We start from the raw sequence: 19518 nt of genomic DNA, 5'->3' as shown, positions 1-19518 counted from the left end.
ATGCTGCTGCCCTATCAGCACATAACGAGAACAATAGCTATTTATGGAAATGATTGAACCAACCATGTTGGTTGTACTTGCTTTGGTTGCCTTCGCCGCCGGCTTTATTGATGCAGTCGCAGGTGGCGGTGGGATGTTAACCGTCCCCGCTTTACTATCACTAGGCCTGCCACCACATATTGCGCTTGGTACCAATAAGCTAGCCGCAACGTTTGCCTCATCGACAGCGGCTTTTACGTATTATCGTAAGAAGTTATTTAAACCCGAATGCTGGATCAACGCATTCATAGCAACGCTGATAGGTGCGACCATTGGCACGTTAACTGTTGATGCAATCAGTACTGAATGGCTGGAGAAAGTTTTGCCGCTCATTATTTTAGCGGCGGCGGTCTATACCATTTTCCACAAGACTCCAGACGTGAGCCATGATGTGTCTCCTAAACCGTGCCCGGTACTTAAGAGAAAGCAAAAATTTCAAGGATTTATTCTGGGGTTTTATGATGGTGTCGCAGGCCCAGGAACGGGAGCCTTTTGGACAGTAAGCTCAATGGCATTGTACCGCCTCAACATCTTACTGGCTTCTGGTTTATCCAAAGCGATGAATTTCACTAGTAACTTCACCTCATTAGTGACATTTGCCATTCTTGGTCATATTGACTGGGTATTAGGTTTAACTATGGGGATTTGCTTAATGGCAGGTGCCTTTGTTGGTGCTCACTCTGCCATTCGGTTTGGCGCTACATTTATACGACCTGTATTTGTCACGGTTGTCAGCGTCCTTGCGATCAAACTGGCTTACGAGGCTTGGTTTGTTAGCTTATAGCATAAATTAATGGGAGTAATATGAGCCAGTTTTCAAAGCTTAAGAACGTCATCGATACCTTAATAGGTCATTGCTCTCAGGTGGACAAAAGTCGAGGTGCTTATCACCAAGCCTTATTCGACCGGACTTTATTCAAGTCTAGGGCATTTATTTTACTTCCTTATGCGCTCGAAGCTCAAACCACTTATCACACCGTATTGCGCGAACAAGCGACAAACCAGCTCACAGCATCAAGAGCGAATTACCTCACAGAAAAGTTAACCAATCAGATAGCGGCAATCCAAAGAGAGCTTGCCAACCATGATTTAAGGTTAGATCGAAAAAGTAAGTCAGGAAAAAACCTTAACGACTTATATAATGAACTCGCTCAGCATCAAGATTGGCAAAAGCGACTGGTCGATTTAGTACGAGTACGAAAATTAGCGTTTGATTCTGCGCCTCGCCATAGTAAGAAAAAAGCGGACGAGGCTTGGCAATTAGCAAAAGAACGATTAGAACGCTGTGAAGACTCAATGAAAAATATTGAGAGACTGATTAACTTAGAGAACCCTAAGCGAAATGAACACTGATAACACATCATCACCACTGGATAATGCGCCAGAAGAAGTTAAGTTAGCTGTCGACCTGATCTATCTGCTCGAAAGCAACGAAATCGACCCAAAAGTGGCGTTAGAAGCAATTAATATTGTCCAACAAGATTTACAAGCCAAACTAGCATCTAGCATCTAGCATCTAGCATCTAGCATCTAGCATCTAGCATCTAGCATAAAAACATACAGGATTCACATGTACCAACTTAGCTTTTCTATGCCCGAATTTCTTGAAAACTACTGGCATAAAAAACCAACCATCTTAAAAGGTGGCTTCCAAAACTTCGTCGACCCAATTTCGCCGGAAGAACTTGCTGGTTTATCGATGGAAGAAGAAGTTGATTCTCGCTTTGTCTCTAACCTCGACAACCAATGGACTGCAGAACATGGTCCATTCTCAGAAGAGAAATTTGCCGAGCTGACTGAAACACATTGGCAATTGATCGTTCAAGCAGCGAACCACTGGCACCAAGGTGCAAATCAGCTGACTGAAGCGTTCCAAGCCTTACCAAACTGGTTATTCGACGATCTAATGATCTGCTACTCAGCACCAGAAGGCGGCGTAGGCCCACATATTGATCAATACGACGTATTCATCATTCAAGGCCAAGGTAAACGTCAGTGGAAGGTTGGCGAGAAAGATGTTGGCCAATACAAAGAAACCGTCCAAGCTTCTGCACTTCGTCAAATAGAAGGCTTTGAGCCAATCATTGATGAAACCTTAGAGCCAGGCGATATCCTCTATATCCCACCGGGCTTCCCACATGAAGGCAACACGTTAGAGCCGTCGATGAGCTACTCTATTGGCTATCGCTCCCCTAAAGAACAAGAGCTGATCAGCAACTTCGCCGATTTTGTACTTGCTCATGATATGGGTGACGTTCATCTTCACGATCCAGAATTCAAAACGCAAGATGATTACGGCAAGGTTCGTTCATCGGATTTAAACAATCTAACTGACATGTTGAAATCTGCACTAGAGCAACCTGAAACCATCAGCGAATTCATGGGATGTTTGCTAAGCCAATCACGCCACCAGCTTGATATCGTCGCTCCTGAGCCTTTATGGACAGAAGAAGAGATCGCTCAACACTTAGAGTCAGAAGGGGAGATCTGTCGAGTATCGGGCTTAAAGGCGCTCTACCATGAGAATGAAAGCAACACGGCTTACATCAATGGGGAAGTCGTTAAAGTTAAACAGGCTGATTCATCGCTACTAAACGTACTGTGTGATGACTCGGTGATTAACTCAGCAACCAACCTTACTCCTTCAGGTGTTACTGTCGTGACTGAATTGGTAAACAAAGGTTACTGGTTTATCGAAGACTAACTTGGTTAATCGGTTTCGATGAATATCATCGCCCCCTAGAACCTAATAACCTTAGAAAAACAAAAAGGGACAAATGAAATCTTCATTTGTCCCTTTTTCGATTCAACCGTTAACTAAACTAAAATAGCTAAACCGTGACCATCTAGGCCTTGAACTACTAGACCTTGAACTGATTCACCAATTTCTGTTGCTGTTGAGATAGTTGCTCGATTTCACTACCCACTTGCTCAGAAGCTGCGGCTTGATCCAAGATCTTCGCGCTTAAGTCACGTATGTTAACCACACTTTGATTCACTTCACCTGAAACAGATTGCTGTTCTTCTGCTGCTCTCACGATCTGGCTATTCATATCGCTGATCTCTTCAATTGAAGTGAAAATCGAACCAAGATCTTCAACTGCATTTTGAACATGTAACGCAGTATCGTTGGCTAAGATATTACCTTCTTGTATCGCTTCGACAACATCTTGAGTTCCAGCATGAACTTTGTCGATCACCGCTCTAATTTCCCCAACCGATGATTGTGTACGACTTGCTAAGTTTCTTACCTCATCAGCTACAACAGCAAAACCTCGTCCTTGCTCACCCGCCCTCGCCGCTTCAATCGCCGCATTCAATGCTAATAAATTGGTTTGCTCAGAGATCCCTTCAATAACACTTAAGATTTCGGTGATGTTACCATTATTTTTAGCTAACTCTTCAACAATAGGAACAGCACTCGACATACGCTCCACCAGCTTTCTCATTTCTCCAGCTGAGAGTTCGATGACTTGTTGCCCTTGTCGAGCAGAACGATTCGCTTCACAAGCAGCATCAACTGCAACTTCTGCATTTTGTACCACTAAGCCAGCGGTCTGAGTCATCTCTTCTGCGGCTGTTGCCACTAGATCGACTTCTTTAAATTGAGATTCACTGCTTTCACGTGTACTCGATGCTGATGCCTTAGCTTGACTTGTCGTACTCGCTACTTGCTCAGTAGTTTGAATCACTTCTTTAATCGTGTGCTGAAGCTTATCTAAGAACAGGTTAAACCCTTGCGATAACTGACCAATTTCGTCTTGAGATTTCACTTCTAAACGCTGAGTCAAATCACCTTCACCAGAAGCAATATCATTGAGCCTGTCGACTACCTGTCGGATAGGCTTAACAATAGACAATGAAGCAAATGCGATAATAGCTAAACCAAAAAGAATAAAGATGACGCCAGCAATGACTTCCGTTTGGATACCTTCGCTTACTTTAGTACTAATGATTGAATCCAATTTGCTCGCATCAGCGACCACACTCTCACGCGGGATTTCAAACAACACACCCCAAGTTTGGTTGGCTGCGAAAACAGGCGCGAATGCGAGTAACCACTCACCACTCTCACTCCACTGAGTCGTCACTTCACCACCGAATATAAAGTCGGTCATCAAGTCTCCATTTGTGTTTTCACTTTGGAAGTTGGAACCAACAGCAATGCTTTGATCATCAGAAGCGATAACGGAACCATCTAGACTCACAACGTAAACCGCGCCTGCACCTTCAAACAAGCTTTGATCAGATTGAGTCACCACATTAACCAAACCATCAAGCCTTAAATCGATTCCTAAGAAACCAATAGCAACCTCATCAACCAAAATAGGCACTGAGATTGAAGAAGTAAGTAACGTTGTACCGCCACTGTTTACCACTCTTGGGGTGCTGATACATGTTTGACCCGATGACAATGGGCAATAAAAGCGTTCACTATTGCTACCATCACTCAATATAGATTCTGAAATTACGTTCGAAAGAACATTCTCACCATTGTCAGCTACCTTCCAGTACGGTGCAAAACGACCTTTTTCGTTAGATCCAACATAATCAGCATCGACATAATTAGCATCTTCACCATCAAGTAAATCAGGTTGGAAAACTAAATATGCACCTTGAATTGAGTCAAAATTAAGAACTGAACGACGCACCATTTCATCTAATGCCGTACGTAACTCTTCACTTGGCGTAAAGTTTTCGTCAGCATTGTTCTTTAAAAACTGAGCACTGGCAGCTAACATCTCAGCGCGATAGATAGCTTCGTCGATATAACGTTGTGTTTCTTGAGCATTGAGTTGAGAAACCGACGCCAAAAGCTGCTCGGTTTTGTTAATAACCGACTCTGAACTTTGAGATTTGATGACTTGTTGATTACTCGTTGCGTTATAGATCGAGAAACCAATAAGAGACAGTGAAGTAATGATTAAGCAGCAGCCTGCAAACAGAGTAATTTTCCACTGTACCGATAGAGAGCGCATTTAATATCCTTATTTAAGCCAAAAGACTTCCATAACCGTCACTATCACATTGAGATGAATTAACGAGCACAATGTAAATAAGTTTGACGAATAGCTTAGCAGATGATTACAGCACAAATTGCACACATATAAAACGAAAGTTTACATAAATGTTAATAGGCCGCATTTTTGATCTTTTGTTTCTGCGATCTCAAAATAATGTACTCAGATATTCATAGGTTATGTGGCTATTGATCTAACACCTTGAACATAGCCAGAGCATAAACATTTCAAGGAATCCAACGCCGCATTTTCATCTTGAAATCGCAACAACTTCGGATTAGTTTTAATAATCCAAACTATAGATTTTTATCTTGATCAACTTCACAATTTTTGATTGCTAACTCGGCATTCAAGATCTAATATCTCGCGCCTAGATTCCCTGAACACTTTATTCATTTGGCTCTCCTCAAAGGAGCGCTGAGGCTTTTTACGTCTTTAATTTTTAGAGAGATACGCAAATGTCTGCCTCGTTTCCATTAGCGAAACTTACCTTTTTAATCGCAATCCTGACTGCCGTAGGTCAAATGACTCAAACGATGTACGTGCCTTCTATCGGTCAGATGTCGGGTGAGTTCTTAGTTTCTGCGTCTTCACTCCAAGCCGTGATGGCGTGTTACCTCATCCCTTATGGTCTGTCACAATTTGTCTACGGCCCTCTTTCTGATCGCTTAGGCCGTAAGCCAATCATCGTGATTGGTTTGGTCATCTACATCATCGGTACTTTGGTGGCATTATTCGCTCACGAATATGAATGGTTCTTAGCGGGTAGCTTTATCCAAGGTTTGGGCATCGGTTGTGGCGGTGCGATGTCTCGAACATTGACTCGCGACTGTTTTGAAGGCGCAGAACTACACCGTGCAAACAGCTTAGTTAGCATGTGTGTGATTTTCTCACCATTGATGGCTCCTGTATTGGGTGGTTACCTAACAGAAGTTTTCGGCTGGCGTTCTAGCTACTTGTTCCTTGCGCTGTTTGGCATCGCTGTTGTGATCACCATGATGACGAGCATGATGGAAACACTGCCAAGAGAACGACGCAAGCATGAATCGGTTGCCAACAGCTACAAATTCGTTCTGTCTGACAAACGTTTCCAAGGTTTCTTACTGGTGCTAGTCGCAACATTCGCGGGCGTAGCCGTATTTGAAGCAGCGGCAGGCGTGCTGCTTGGCAGCGTACTTGGATTACCTGCAACTACAGTAAGCTTGTTGTTTGTCTTACCCATTCCGGGTTACTTAGTCGGTGCAGGCCTATCTAGTTACATCGCACAACGTCGTACTGAGCGCCGCGTACTGAATGTTGGTCTAGTTGCTATCTTGGTAGGCTCAACAGTGGTGTTGATACCGGGTCTATTCGGTCAAACAACAGCATTAACTTTGATTGGCGGTGCAACGATTTACTTCTTAGGCGCTGGTATCTTATTTCCAGCTGCAACAACGGGAGCGCTTTCGCCATTCCCATTCCACGCAGGTACAGGGGGCGCGATCCTCGGTGGTATGCAAAACCTAGGCGCTGGCATCGCAACACTATTGACATCGTTCTTCCCTACTCAAGACCAACTGCCACTCGGTTGCTTGATGATTGCAATGTCATTCATCGCCATGCTTGGTTTACATTGGGTTAACCGTAAACCTGACCATTCAAACGAAATGCCATTGGCTATCTAAAGTAAAACTCGAACCCTGCCCAAACAACGAAGAGGGATATACTGAAAAGTGTGTCCTTTTTTGTTTCACATCTATTCCTTCCACTCTCAATTATCAGCAATTTCATTTAACATTACTTTGATTTTTTGAAAGCAATAACAGACACTTACGCTGAAGGTACCTATCCAGAATCCAATTATAACTAACATCACTGGAAGAAAACTAACCACTAAAGGATGCTGGCATTAAAACGAGTAAGGTGCACACTAAGGATATACAGATGCGTTTCGCTTTAACCACATTAGCCGTATCGGTCGCACTTGTCGCCGGATGCAGCAATCAAGGAATACCAACCATGAACCATTACGCTCAATCACAACTCATCGTTCAGCAAACTCAAGCACCCGTTGCTAAAAAAGTCCCTCATGCAATGACGATTCATGGTGACACCCGAATCGATGATTACTACTGGATGCGTGATGACGAACGCCAAGATCCAGAGATCTTACAGCACCTAGAGCAAGAGAATCAGTACGCAAAGACCGTGTTGAAACACACGGAAATATTACAAGAACAATTATTCGAAGAGATCAAAGGCCGAATCGCGAAAGACGACAATTCGGTACCGGTTCGAAAAGGCAGCTACTACTACTCGAATGAAGTCACAGGTGACAACGAATACCCAGTTCACTTACGTGCAAAAGACTTTGTAGGCACAGACAAGCAAATCATCTTAGACGTTAACAAACTGGCAAAAGAGCATGAATTCTTCAGTATTGGCGGTTTAACGGTTAGTCCAAACGAAAATTTGTTGGCCTACGGCGAAGATACACTGAGTCGCCGCATTTACACCATCAAGATCAAAGACCTCACAACCAGTGAGTACCTAAAAGACGAAATTAAAGGTGCTTCAAGTGCTATCGCGTGGCAAAACGACAACCAAGCCTTTTACTACATCAAGAAAGATCCACAAACATTGCTAGGTTATCAAGTTTACCGCCACGTTTTAGGCACAGATCAGGCAAGCGATGAGTTAATCTACGAAGAAACCAATAGCGCTTACTACACCTCTTTGAGTAAAAGCAAAGATGGTGAACAGGTCTACATTTGGCACTCGAGCACAGAAACTAGCGGTGTTTCAGTCATAGATGCCAACAACCCAAAGGCTACAGCTGAGGCTTTCTACCCAAAAGAGATCGGCATTGAGTACAGCATCGCTAAGCTAGGTGATTGGTATTACATCTACACCAACTACCAAGCTGTCAACTTCCGTTTGATGAAAGTCACAACCAAAGACGTGCATGACCGCTCAAAATGGGTCGATGTCATCCCAGCAGACGATAATACTCAGCTTGTTGATTTCGAGTTGTTTGATGACCATCTTGTTTACGAGCAACGTGCGGGTGGCTTATCGACAGTGAAAGTTCGCCAACTCTCAACAGGCAACGAGTTCCCACTTGAATTCAACGACACCGCATTTGCCGCTTACCTAACGAGTAACTATGAATTAGATAACTCAAAAGTTCGTATCTATTACAGCAGCTTAACCACACCAGGTACTTATTATGATTTCGACCTAAGTACGGGTGAGTCTGAAATCAAGAAGCAAACACCAGTATTAGGTGATTTCGAAGCAGATAACTATCAATCAGAGCGAATCATGGTTACGGCTCGCGATGGTAAGCAAGTACCTGTCTCTTTGGTTTATCGCAAAGACTTGTTCAAGAAAGACGGCACTAATCCAATCTACCAATATGGTTACGGATCTTACGGATCTACTATGGAACCGACCTTCAGTTCAACTCGCCTAAGCCTACTGGATAGAGGTTTTGTTTATGCAATCGCACATATCCGCGGCTCAGAAATGCTTGGTCGCCCTTGGTATGAAGATGGCAAAAAACTGACCAAACAAAACACGTTCAACGACTTTATTGATGTAACCAAAGGGCTTGTTGAAGAAGGCTACGGCGCAAAAGATAAAGTGTTCGCTGTTGGTGGTTCTGCTGGCGGTCTATTGATGGGAGCAATCATCAACCAAGCACCAGAACTGTACCGTGGTATTGGTGCACATGTTCCGTTTGTAGACATTGTGACAACCATGCTTGATGAATCGATTCCTCTAACCACCAACGAGTATGATGAATGGGGCAACCCAAACGATAAAACCTACTATGACTACATGTTGGGTTACTCACCATACGACAATATAAAAGTGCAAAGCTACCCGAACATGTTGGTAACGACAGGCCTCCATGACTCACAAGTACAGTACTTTGAGCCAATGAAATGGGTCGCGAAGTTGCGTGAGATGAAAACAGACAACAATGTGTTGCTATTCAAAACCGATATGGAAGCCGGTCACGGTGGCGCTTCTGGTCGATTTAAGCGATTGAAAGAATACGCACTTGAATACGCTTTCTTTTTTGATTTACTAAAGACTCAATAGATTCTACGTAACTGTAAGTATTCACATCATTTTATGTCGCCACTTTGTCTCTACAAAGTGGCGACATAAATTATTAAGCATGGTTAAATACGATGAACCATGAAATCCACCAAATCAAAAAACCTTTAAAGACAAGCAGTGACAAAGGTTTACGAGAGGTATAAAAACAAATGAAAGTAATTAGCTTCAACATCAACGGCCTTAGAGCCCGCCTTCACCAACTGCAAGCTATTATCGACAAACACCAACCCGACGTGATTGGCCTGCAAGAGATAAAAGTACACGATGAAGCCTTCCCAATTGCTGATGTTGAAGCAATGGGCTACAAGGTTTACTTCCACGGTCAAAAAGCCCACTACGGTGTGGCAATGTTGTGTAAGCAAGAGCCTATCTCTGTGCAGAAAGGGTTTCCTACTGACAATGAAGACCATCAAAAGCGTATGATCATGGCGACGTTTGAAGATGAAAATGGTGAGAAGGTGACCGTGCTAAATGGTTACTTCCCTCAAGGGGACAACATCAAGCACGAGACCAAATACCCGTACAAACGCCAGTTCTACAAAGACTTGATGACTTACCTAAATGACTACCACAACAAAGACGAACAAGTCATTGTGATGGGCGACATTAATATCAGCCCTATCGACGCAGACATCGGCATCGGTGAACCTAATGCGAAACGTTGGTTGAAAACAGGTAAGTGCTCTTTCCAACCAGAAGAGCGAGAATGGTTGAAAACACTGATGGATTGGGGTTTTGTGGATAGCTTCCGCTTACTGCACCCTGAAGTAAACGACCAATACTCGTGGTTTGACTACCGCTCGAAAGGTTTCGTGGACAACCGCGGCCTACGAATTGATGTAGTACTTGCGACTCAGAAGCTTGCTGATAAGTGTACTGAAGCAGGCATCGATTACGAACTGCGTGGCATCGAAAAGCCGTCTGACCACGCGCCAATTTGGTCGACGTTTAAGTAATCAACAGCAACAGAATCTGCTCATAAAAAACGGCGCTATAGAAGCGCCGTTTTGTTAATTATGATGTGTAATTAGCTAAGTGGTCTTAAGTAAGCTAAGAAACGTTTCTCTGCGAATTTGAAAATCGCAATGATGATAAACGTCAACCCCATGTAAAACAGACCTGCTGTTAGGAAAGATTCAAACGGAGCATAGTAGCGAGAGTTAACCAAACGAGCTGCACCCGTTAGATCCATAATCGTCACAATACCTGCAACGGCTGAGCCGTGAAGCATAAAGATAACTTCGTTACTGTAAGCCGGTAATGCACGACGTAATGCACTTGGCAGTATGATACGTCGGTATGTCTTAGGTGTGCTCATGCCATACGCTTTTGCTGCTTCAACTTCACCTTTTGGTAAGCCGTTAATCGCACCGCGAATGATTTCAGCTGTGTATGCCGATGTGTTAAGGATGAATGCCACCAAAGCACAAAACCATGCATTTTCCCATAGTGTATCTTTTACAGGGAAGAACTGATCCATTCCGTAGTAAATCAGGTACAACTGCACCAATAATGGCGTACCACGGAAGAAATAGATGAACGACCAAGCAGGAGCGTTAATCAGCATATTTGGGCTGTTACGAGCGATAGCTAATGGTATGGCTACACATAAGCCAATGATCAAAGCTACGCAAACCATCCAAGCCGTTGTCCATAAACCACTAAGGTAAATCGGCAGGCTTTCAATTATCAATGAAAAGTCCATAACTACCTCGCGTGGATGCTGAATTTACGTTCAACCAACTTAAGTAAGCCCGTCGAAACACTGGTGAAGAATAGGAAGATAAGTGCCACTGTCATATAGAAGGTAAATGGCATTTTGGTTGAACCCGCCGCCAATGCGCTAACACGCACCATATCTTCTAAACCGATAATGGAAACCAACGCGGTAGTCTTGAGTAGAACCAACCAGTTGTTACCGAAACCTGGCAATGCGTGACGAATCATTTGCGGTAATAGGATACGGCGGAATGCTAAGACAGGGCCCATGCCATAAGCTTTTGCTGCTTCCATTTCACCGCTATCAACCGCCATGATTGCTCCACGGAAAGTTTCAGCCATGTAAGCGCCAAAGATAAAGCCAATGGTTAAGACACCAGCAATGAATGGGCTGACATCGATATAATCAGGTAAGTAAGCGGTCCATTCGTGGTTAGGATCACTTGATGTGAACCACTCATTGAGCCATTCATTGATGGAATACAAACTGTTGTTTAGAAGGATTTGTCCACCAAAGAAAATCAGCATCATCAAGACTAGATCGGGAATGCCTCGAATGACGGTTGTATAGAGGGTTGCGATAGCGCGAGCCCAACGATAAGGCGCGAGTTTTGCTAAGGCACCTAGCATACCAAGAACCATAGCTAAAATTAGCGACAGCAAGGCAACTTCGATTGTAAGCACCGCCCCTTTCAGGATCGAAGCTTCATATCCTTGTAAATCAAACATAATGAATTCCAACAGAACTGCGAAAAGTTGGTAAGACAGGGAGAGGAGAGCCTCTCCCTTAAGAATTGGCGCTAGAGATTACTGACCGTATACGTCGTAGTTGAAGTATTTAGCAGCGATATCTTGGTAGATGCCTTTTTCACGAAGTGAAAGGATTGCCGCATCTAATTGCTTAGTCAGATCTTTGTCTTGCTTACGTAGAGCAATACCAAAACCTTCACCGAACCACTTAGGATCCGTTAGTGATGGGCCTACAAACTCGTAGTCTTCACCACCAGCTTTGTTTAGGACACCTTCTTCTAGAGCAGATGCATCACCTAGTACAGCAGCAACACGGCCGTTTGCTAGATCAAGGTAAGCTTCATCGAATGAACCGTAACGAACGATTTCTACTGTGTCACCGTAGTTATCTGTCAGGTATTTATCGTGGGTTGTTGCACGTTGAACCGCAATTTTTTGACCACTTAGATCGTCAAAGTTAAGGCCTGCGCCTTTCTTAGCGATGAACTTATTTGGGATAAGTGCGTATTTACCAGTGAAATCGATTTTTTTCTTACGCTCTTCCGTGATAGACATTGCCGCGATGATCGCATCATATTTACGAGCAAGTAGAGAAGGAATAATACCATCCCAATCTTGTGCAACGATCTTACACTGCACCTGCATTTCAGTACAAAGTGCGTTAGCCATATCAACATCGAAGCCTTTCAGTGAACCATCAGCTTCTGTCCAGCTAAATGGAGGATAAGCACCTTCAATACCGAAGCGTACTGTTTTCCATTCTTTTGCTTGAGCTACGCCCGTTGCAGCAGTTGCAGCAAGTGCCGCGACTAATAACCACTTTTTCATATCCCTACTCCTGTGATTTAGGTTTTTATGTTTTGCTAGTTTTTAATATTGTGTTTGTTATTACTGTACTTGTTGTGTTTCATTGTTCACACCGCCGCTGTTTACCTTGGCGACGGCATTTCAATTCTGATTAGTAAATCGAAGAGATAAATTGTTGTAATCGTTCAGATTCAGGTTCCGTAAACAGTTTAGCTGGATCGCCCTGTTCCTCCACTAAACCTTGATGGAGAAACATCACATGGTTTGATACATCACGAGCAAAAGCCATTTCATGTGTTACCACAAGCATGGTTCTTCCTTCTTCTGCTAAGTCACGCATTACGCCAAGAACTTCACCTACTAACTCTGGGTCAAGCGCCGATGTTGGCTCATCGAATAACATCACTTCAGGATCAACGGCTAACGCTCTTGCAATCGCAGCACGTTGTTGTTGCCCGCCAGACAAATGGCCTGGGTAGTAATCTTTGCGCTCATACAAACCTACTTTTTTAAGCAGTAGCTCTGCATTTTCAATCGCTTGAGCTTTAGGTACACCTAAGACATGAACAGGTGCTTCAATAACATTTTCGAGGACAGTCAGGTGAGACCATAGGTTAAAACCCTGAAAAACCATGGCTAGGCGAGAACGGATTCGCTGTACTTGTTTTTCGTTAGCAGGCACAGAAACACCTTGGCGGTTGTTTTTCATCTGAATTAATTCGCCGTTAACCCAAATCTCGCCAGCAGTAGGTGTCTCTAAAAGATTGATACATCTAAGGAAAGTACTTTTACCCGACCCTGAAGATCCGATAATCGATACTACATCGCCTTTATGCGCAGAAAGTGAAATTCCCTTTAAAACTTCATTTTGACCAAACGTCTTGTGTAAATCCTTTATGTCCAGCGCTGGTACATCTTTCATGCGCTTTCTCTCCCAAGTTTGTGAAAATGCAAGGTACTCCGACCTTTTCATGCGATACAAACTAGCACCACACGGATTAACATGCAACAAATTATTAACCTAAGAATTTGGAATAAATAGCGATTCACTCTGACTTATTATGCAAAAGGTAGCGTTTTCCCCTCAATTTAATGAATGAGTTCTATCAATAAGTCGTAATTACCACTCTTACATTGTTTACATAAAGTTAATCAAAATGAGATTTACGTAGCTCGATGTCTTACTAGCAAAACAAATTTTGTGTGCTAGAAAATGTCGCTGACAAAAAATATAACGCTCATAGAGCCATACACAACACACTATAAGGCACAGTAATTTTAAGGTTATTACATTGTAAGTATTTCTCTAGCGCTCGAAGGTAATCCAATAATAGTGAAATAACTCAATAAGATTTAGGTTTGCAGCATATGCTTTAACCACCAAGGCTCGAGTAATAGAGGTTAACGTCAGTTTGTGAAAACAAATTACACTTTTTATCAATGGTACGTTAATGAATCGCTGCGTTTTGTAGCTTTCTTTCACATACACTCATAAAGTGATCAAGATCAATCACCCTAAAGGGTAAGCTTGTTAGACTCCTCAACACAAAATAAGGCATTAAAAATGCCAAACATTTCTTTTAACTTAACTGCATAAAGCACAGCAAAACCGTGCAACATAATGTTAATGAGTTATAACTAAGAAATAACGCAATTACGCGAACTTATAGAATTCAATTTTAGAATTACTAACATAAAAATATGAGGAATCTATGTCAGACGTTGTCAATAATGCGAACTCTGAAGTAGAAGAGAAAAGCTATAAAGAGCTACACCGTCCTGCTTCTGAATTTGAGAGCCGCTCAGATTATCTAGATCACGAACTTCAAATCATGAAGCCTCGCCGCTTCGGTTTAAACCTTCCAGGTCGTGACTTCCGCTTTGAACTTGAAGATCTTGTTCCTGCACTTGCTGGTACTATTGGTATCATTGCGATGTACTCTGCAGTAATGATGTCGTGGGCTGATGGCCTAACTCAAGCTTGGGATCACGTAAACCTAGGTAAAGACTTCGCAATTGAAGTCGCTCGTGTAGAAATGCTTATTCCTGCACTACTGTTTTGTATCCTTGCTTCTGGTTTCTTTAACCCTAAAGCAAACCTTGCCGGCAACCACGGCCCAATGATCCCTCTTATCGGTACCATCGCTCTCGCTGGTGCTCACCCTCTTGCATTGGCCATCCTGATCGGTGTGTTCGGTCTCATCCTAAGTTTCCTAAAAGGCGGATCTAAACTTGTTAACCTAACTTCTGAAGGTACAGCAGGTGGCTTGCTCATATTCTTAGGCTTAACCGGTACCATGAGCCAAATCAACTCAATTCAAGCATGGGCGGTTGGTCTTCAATCTTCTACTGTTGAAGCGGGTAGCATGGGTTACGTGGGTCTTATCGTTCTTGCTATTACTATTGCTATCTACGCTTTCTTAGCAAAAGTGAACAAGCGTTGGTTAGCTATTCCAGTTTGTGCGTTTACAGGCCTTGCTATTGCATTAGCATTAGGCGCTGGTTTCGATATCGTGTTCGAAACTGAAATGGGCATTCCAAACCTAAACCCAGTTTACTGGTGGGGTTCGACTTCTGAAGGTTGGATGCTTGGCTTGCCAAATGTTGAGCACTTCATCGCTTCGCTACCGTTCGCTATTCTTGCAGTAGCAATGTGGTCACCAGACTTCCTAGGTCACCGTATCTTCCAAGAGCTGAACTACCCTAAACGTTCTGAAAAAGTTCTGATGGACGTAGATGACACAATGACGATGTGTTCTGTTCGTCAAATGGTCGGTACTGCAGTAGGTGGTGGTAACATCACATCTTCTTGGGGTACTTACATGATCCCAGCAGCAATCGCGAAACGTCCAATCCCTGGCGGCGCTATCTTGCTTGGTTCTCTGTGTATTATTGTTGCAATCCTTGGTTTCCCAATGGACGTTGCAGTATGGCCACCAGTAATGCGTGTAGCACTACTTGTAGGTGTATCACTACCTCTACTTGAAGCGGGTATGCAAATGGTCAAGGATTCAAAAGATTCTCAAGCAGCGGGTATCTGTATCTTCGGTTCAGCGGTTGTTAACCCAGTATTAGCATGGGCATTAACGATGCTTCTTGATAACAACGGTCTAATTGGTGATAAAGAACGTGCGAAGCGTCTATCATTTGTAGACAAGATTGTTATCCCTGTCGGCGTTTTGGTTATCTGTCTGGTAGCAATGCTTGCGGTTGGTATGCTAGAAAGTCAATATGGCCTGAAAGCTTGGCTATAATAGTCCTTACTACACATAAGTAGTATTCGGATTAAAAAAAAGTTTGGGTGGCAACCCTTGTCACTCAAATTTTTTCAACTTTTTTTGGTATTTATTGATTTAGTTTAAGGTTTGCAGGAATTTTTTAGCGTAGTCTTAAATGCATAGAGTAAAGACAACATATAAAAGGTAGTGACAATATATATAACCATATGACGCTTATATGCTCATATATATTGTTATTAATAAGAGTGTACTACCCTTACGAGGGGCGCTGGCTCAACAGTGTTAATGTACGTATTTTTTCTACTAAAAAGGTAGGTATGTCATGGCAGAGCAATTTGCTAAAGCTTGGGAAGATTTTGCTGCAGGTGAGTGGCAAAGCGAAGTAAACGTTCGTGATTTCATTCAAAAGAACTACACGCCGTATGAAGGCGACGAGTCTTTCCTAGTTTCTGAGGGTACTGAAGCGACTAACAAGCTTTGGTCTTCGGTAATGGAAGGTATCAAACAGGAAAACGCAACTAAAGCACCTGTAGATTTCGATACTTCTGTTATCTCTACCATTACTGCTCACGATGCAGGTTACATTGAGAAAGATCTTGAGACTATCGTTGGTCTACAAACTGAGAAGCCACTAAAACGTGCAATCATCCCTAACGGTGGTGTACGTATGGTTGAAGGTTCTTGTAAAGCATACGGTGAAACTCTTGACCCAATGGTTTCAAAAATCTACTCAGAATACCGCAAAACACACAATGCTGGCGTTTTCGATATCTACACTCCTGATATCCTAAAATGTCGTAAGTCTGGTGTTCTGACTGGTCTTCCTGATGCTTACGGCCGTGGTCGTATCATTGGTGACTACCGTCGTGTTGCACTTTACGGTATTGATTTCCTAATGAAAGACAAAGCTGCTCAATTCGCTTCTCTACAAGAGCGTTTCGAGAACGGCGAAGATCTTACTGCAACAATGCAATTGCGTGAAGAGATCTCTGAGCAACATCGTGCTCTAGGTCAAATCAAGCAAATGGCTGAGAAGTACGGTTTCGATATCTCTGAGCCAGCTCAAACTGCTCAAGAAGCTATCCAGTGGACTTACTTCGGCTACCTAGCTGCTGTTAAATCTCAAAACGGTGCTGCAATGTCTCTAGGTCGTACTTCGACTTTCCTAGACATCTACATCGAGCGCGATATCGCTGCTGGTAAGATTACAGAAGACCAAGCTCAAGAAATGATCGACCACTTCGTAATGAAGCTACGTATGGTTCGTTTCCTACGTACTCCTGAGTACGATGAGCTATTCTCTGGCGACCCAATCTGGGCAACAGAGTCTATGGGTGGTATGGGTATCGACGGTCGTACGCTAGTAACGCGTTCGAACTTCCGTTTCCTAAACTCTCTATACACAATGGGTCCTTCTCCAGAGCCAAACATCACTGTTCTTTGGTCTGAGCAACTACCTGACGGCTTCAAACGTTTCTGTGCGAAGGTATCTATCGATACTTCTTCTATCCAGTACGAAAATGATGACCTAATGCGTCCTGACCTTGATTCTGATGATTACGCTATCGCTTGTTGTGTATCTCCAATGATCGTTGGTAAGCAAATGCAGTTCTTCGGTGCTCGTGCTAACCTTGCGAAAACAATGCTTTACGCAATCAACGGCGGTATGGACGAAAAACTTAAGATGCAAGTTGGTCCTAAAGAAGCTCCAATGACTGACGCTGTTCTTGATTACGATAAAGTAATGGACCGTCTAGATCACTTCATGGACTGGTTAGCGAAGCAATACGTGACTGCACTAAACAGCATCCACTACATGCACGATAAGTACAGCTACGAAGCGTCTCTAATGGCTCTTCATGACCGTGACGTTCGTCGTACTATGGCTTGTGGTATTGCTGGTCTATCTGTTGCAGCTGACTCACTGTCTGCAATAAAATTCGCGACTGTTAAACCAATCCGCGACGAAGATGGCATTGCAACTGACTTCGAAATCGAAGGTGATTACCCTAAATACGGTAACAACGACTCTCGTGTAGATGACATTGCTTGTGAACTAGTTTCTACGTTCATGAACAAGATCCGTAAGCTTAAGACTTACCGTAACTCTATCCCTACACAGTCAGTTCTTACTATCACATCTAACGTGGTATACGGTAAGAAAACAGGTAACACTCCAGACGGTCGTCGTGCTGGTGCTCCTTTCGCTCCTGGTGCTAACCCAATGCACGGTCGTGATGAGAAAGGCGCTGTAGCTTCACTAACGTCTGTAGGTAAACTACCGTTTGCTGACGCACAAGATGGTATCTCTTACACGTTCTCTATCGTGCCAAACGCACTAGGTAAAGAACAAGACAGCCAACGTGCTAACCTTGCAGGCCTAATGGATGGTTACTTCCACCACGAAGCTGGCATTGAAGGTGGTCAACACCTTAACGTTAACGTTCTTAACCGCGAAACTCTTGAAGACGCAGTTAAGCACCCTGAGAAGTACCCTCAGCTAACGATTCGTGTTTCTGGTTACGCTGTACGCTTCAACTCTCTGACTTCAGAGCAGCAAGCTGACGTAATCGCACGTACATTTACTGAGTCTCTATAAGCTTAAACGCTTAAACTGACCATTCAGTAATATTAATTAGCCTCGCCAATGTGCGGGGCTTTTTTATATCTGACATAAATCGTACTGATTTAACCAACCTCTCAAAGTGTTAGATTGAGCAAAAAAGCCCCCTTCCATTCACTTTTTTTCCACAAATTCATGCAAACTACGATACTATCTCGGTTCATAATTTTAGAGTAACTGCTACATGAAATACCTTCGTTGTTTACCACTGATCCTTCTCTCTTTTTCATCATTGGCATCTGAACGTTCTACGTTAACTTTTGCGTTAGACAACGATGGCATCTTTGGCGTCGACCAAGACTATACCAACGGTTTATTTCTGGCTTACACATCATCAAGTATTACTCCTTACAATTGGGCCAAACCACTAAGTCTTTCCTATTGGGGCGCAAGTTCTTTAGATAAGTGGGAAATCACCATTGGCCACAAAATGTATACGCCTTCGGATATTGAACTAGAAACACCTTCAGCCAATGATCGTCCATATGCAGGTTACCTGCATACCGAGTTCAATTACATCAGCCTGCATCCACAGCAAGCCCAACGCTTTAACATCACCTTTGGTACAACGGGTGAGCGTGCACTTTCCGAAGACGCTCAAAAACTGGTTCACTCGATCACGAAATCGGACGAGCCTATGGGCTGGGAATATCAAATAGATGACGAGTACGCTGGCAGCGTCGGTTACTTAAGCCATTTCAATCTTATGCGTAACCAATCTATTGCGAACACAGACTTTGAAATATCAAACATCTCAGAAATCAATGTAGGTAACTTTAGAAGTGATATCCAAACAGGCTTTATGTTCCGTTGGGGTACCGATTTAGGCGGCAACTTTGGCGCGGCCAATATCACTACTGAAAACCCATTCCGACCGGGTATGATTGGTGCATCAAACAATGGTTGGTTTACTTACGCAGGCCTTGAGGGTCGTTACCGATTCAATGACCTGACTATCGAAGGTGATCGTTCAGGTGTTGACGAGTACGCTAATAAAAATAACCAAGACCCAGCTATTTACGATGTTACTTTAGAGAACATTCAAGCAACGGCTGTATTGGGTGTTGCTTGGTATAATCAATACGTTGGTGCATCTTTCGCACTAACAGCAAAAACACCAGATTACAAAGAAGCAAAAGAGTCAGTGTACACCACTGGTGGTATCACCATGTTTGCTTTTTTCTAGCCACTAGTAAGGGCTTTCATCCTT

General features: G+C 43.2%; 15 protein-coding genes. 10 read left to right on the top strand and 5 right to left on the bottom strand.

Annotated features, from left to right (window positions below):
- The first annotated feature begins 43 nt into the window (after positions 1-43).
- From SJY39_RS06775 to SJY39_RS06760, 4 genes are read left to right on the top strand one after another with little or no spacing between them, the layout of a single operon-like run.
- The gene (locus SJY39_RS06775; protein ID WP_010437397.1) at positions 44-823 is read left to right on the top strand and encodes a TSUP family transporter; all 780 of its coding nucleotides are present in this window, start codon (positions 44-46) and stop codon (positions 821-823) included.
- Positions 824-843: 20 nt separating this feature from the next.
- Positions 844-1392 (top strand): primosomal replication protein, encoded by a 549-nt coding sequence (locus tag SJY39_RS06770; RefSeq protein ID WP_010437396.1) that lies wholly within the window; start codon positions 844-846, stop codon positions 1390-1392.
- Positions 1382-1552 carry a pleiotropic regulatory protein RsmS gene (gene rsmS / locus SJY39_RS06765; protein WP_016768427.1) on the top strand — a complete coding sequence of 57 codons (171 nt, stop codon included), beginning with the start codon at positions 1382-1384 and terminating at the stop codon, positions 1550-1552. Before SJY39_RS06770 ends, rsmS begins: the two co-directional genes overlap by 11 nt.
- Positions 1553-1609: 57 nt before the next feature.
- The gene (locus SJY39_RS06760) at positions 1610-2743 is read left to right on the top strand and encodes a cupin domain-containing protein (protein ID WP_010437394.1); all 1134 of its coding nucleotides are present in this window, start codon (positions 1610-1612) and stop codon (positions 2741-2743) included.
- Positions 2744-2900: 157 nt separating this feature from the next.
- Here the strand turns inward: SJY39_RS06760 and SJY39_RS06755 are convergent, their stop codons facing one another.
- Positions 2901-5018 (bottom strand): methyl-accepting chemotaxis protein, encoded by a 2118-nt coding sequence (locus SJY39_RS06755; protein WP_016792969.1) that lies wholly within the window; start codon positions 5016-5018, stop codon positions 2901-2903.
- 500 nt (positions 5019-5518) lie between these two features.
- Here SJY39_RS06755 and emrD point away from each other — a divergent pair, with 500 nt between their 5' ends.
- The 3 genes from emrD to xthA all read left to right on the top strand — a co-directional run bounded on the left by emrD (position 5519) and on the right by xthA (position 10126).
- Positions 5519-6724, top strand: coding sequence for a multidrug efflux MFS transporter EmrD (emrD, locus tag SJY39_RS06750; RefSeq protein ID WP_016796903.1), 1206 nt, complete (start codon positions 5519-5521; stop codon positions 6722-6724).
- A gap of 259 nt (positions 6725-6983) precedes the next feature.
- On the top strand, positions 6984-9149 hold the full coding sequence (locus tag SJY39_RS06745; protein ID WP_081275285.1) for a S9 family peptidase: 2166 nt from the start codon (positions 6984-6986) through the stop codon (positions 9147-9149).
- Positions 9150-9319: 170 nt separating this feature from the next.
- Entirely contained in the window at positions 9320-10126 is an 807-nt protein-coding gene (gene xthA / locus SJY39_RS06740; protein WP_010437369.1) for an exodeoxyribonuclease III, read from the top strand.
- 71 nt (positions 10127-10197) lie between these two features.
- Here xthA and SJY39_RS06735 read toward each other — a convergent pair whose 3' ends face one another.
- From SJY39_RS06735 to SJY39_RS06720, 4 genes are all read right to left on the bottom strand, one after another.
- The gene (locus SJY39_RS06735) at positions 10198-10875 is read right to left on the bottom strand and encodes an ABC transporter permease (RefSeq protein WP_004736535.1); all 678 of its coding nucleotides are present in this window, start codon (positions 10873-10875) and stop codon (positions 10198-10200) included.
- Between the two features lie 2 nt (positions 10876-10877).
- A complete protein-coding gene (locus tag SJY39_RS06730; RefSeq protein ID WP_004736534.1) occupies positions 10878-11618 on the bottom strand; it encodes an ABC transporter permease in 741 nt (246 codons plus the stop codon).
- Between the two features lie 78 nt (positions 11619-11696).
- A complete protein-coding gene (locus tag SJY39_RS06725; RefSeq protein WP_010437364.1) occupies positions 11697-12467 on the bottom strand; it encodes an ABC transporter substrate-binding protein in 771 nt (256 codons plus the stop codon).
- Positions 12468-12597: 130 nt separating this feature from the next.
- Entirely contained in the window at positions 12598-13368 is a 771-nt protein-coding gene (locus SJY39_RS06720) for an ABC transporter ATP-binding protein (protein ID WP_004736532.1), read from the bottom strand.
- A gap of 790 nt (positions 13369-14158) precedes the next feature.
- On the opposite strand from SJY39_RS06720, the gene SJY39_RS06715 reads away from it, so the two are divergent.
- From SJY39_RS06715 to SJY39_RS06705, 3 genes are all read left to right on the top strand, one after another.
- A complete protein-coding gene (locus SJY39_RS06715) occupies positions 14159-15700 on the top strand; it encodes a DUF3360 family protein (RefSeq protein ID WP_016767646.1) in 1542 nt (513 codons plus the stop codon).
- 307 nt (positions 15701-16007) lie between these two features.
- Complete coding sequence (gene pflB / locus SJY39_RS06710; protein WP_010437357.1) at positions 16008-18284, top strand: formate C-acetyltransferase; 2277 nt, start codon at positions 16008-16010, stop codon at positions 18282-18284.
- Positions 18285-18492: 208 nt separating this feature from the next.
- Positions 18493-19494, top strand: a complete 1002-nt coding sequence (locus SJY39_RS06705) for a lipid A deacylase LpxR family protein (RefSeq protein ID WP_010437355.1) — start codon at positions 18493-18495, stop codon at positions 19492-19494.
- Positions 19495-19518 lie beyond the last annotated feature (24 nt).

The organism is Vibrio sp. R78045 (assembly GCF_042466085.1).
Lineage (GTDB): Bacteria > Pseudomonadota > Gammaproteobacteria > Enterobacterales > Vibrionaceae > Vibrio > Vibrio cyclitrophicus.
The sequence above is the reverse complement of the archived record's forward strand: the minus strand, read 5'-3'. Positions and strand labels throughout refer to the sequence as shown.

Excerpts from the sequence above, each read along its gene's own strand:
- SJY39_RS06775 (WP_010437397.1), top strand. The coding sequence starts at position 44 with ATGGAAATGATTGAACCAACCATGTTGGTTGTACTTGCTTTGGTTGCC.
- SJY39_RS06770 (WP_010437396.1), top strand. The coding sequence starts at position 844 with ATGAGCCAGTTTTCAAAGCTTAAGAACGTCATCGATACCTTAATAGGT.
- rsmS (WP_016768427.1), top strand. The coding sequence starts at position 1,382 with ATGAACACTGATAACACATCATCACCACTGGATAATGCGCCAGAAGAA.
- SJY39_RS06760 (WP_010437394.1), top strand. The coding sequence starts at position 1,610 with ATGTACCAACTTAGCTTTTCTATGCCCGAATTTCTTGAAAACTACTGG.
- SJY39_RS06755 (WP_016792969.1), bottom strand. The coding sequence starts at position 5,018 with ATGCGCTCTCTATCGGTACAGTGGAAAATTACTCTGTTTGCAGGCTGC.
- emrD (WP_016796903.1), top strand. The coding sequence starts at position 5,519 with ATGTCTGCCTCGTTTCCATTAGCGAAACTTACCTTTTTAATCGCAATC.
- SJY39_RS06745 (WP_081275285.1), top strand. The coding sequence starts at position 6,984 with ATGCGTTTCGCTTTAACCACATTAGCCGTATCGGTCGCACTTGTCGCC.
- xthA (WP_010437369.1), top strand. The coding sequence starts at position 9,320 with ATGAAAGTAATTAGCTTCAACATCAACGGCCTTAGAGCCCGCCTTCAC.
- SJY39_RS06735 (WP_004736535.1), bottom strand. The coding sequence starts at position 10,875 with ATGGACTTTTCATTGATAATTGAAAGCCTGCCGATTTACCTTAGTGGT.
- SJY39_RS06730 (WP_004736534.1), bottom strand. The coding sequence starts at position 11,618 with ATGTTTGATTTACAAGGATATGAAGCTTCGATCCTGAAAGGGGCGGTG.
- SJY39_RS06725 (WP_010437364.1), bottom strand. The coding sequence starts at position 12,467 with ATGAAAAAGTGGTTATTAGTCGCGGCACTTGCTGCAACTGCTGCAACG.
- SJY39_RS06720 (WP_004736532.1), bottom strand. The coding sequence starts at position 13,368 with ATGAAAGATGTACCAGCGCTGGACATAAAGGATTTACACAAGACGTTT.
- SJY39_RS06715 (WP_016767646.1), top strand. The coding sequence starts at position 14,159 with ATGTCAGACGTTGTCAATAATGCGAACTCTGAAGTAGAAGAGAAAAGC.
- pflB (WP_010437357.1), top strand. The coding sequence starts at position 16,008 with ATGGCAGAGCAATTTGCTAAAGCTTGGGAAGATTTTGCTGCAGGTGAG.
- SJY39_RS06705 (WP_010437355.1), top strand. The coding sequence starts at position 18,493 with ATGAAATACCTTCGTTGTTTACCACTGATCCTTCTCTCTTTTTCATCA.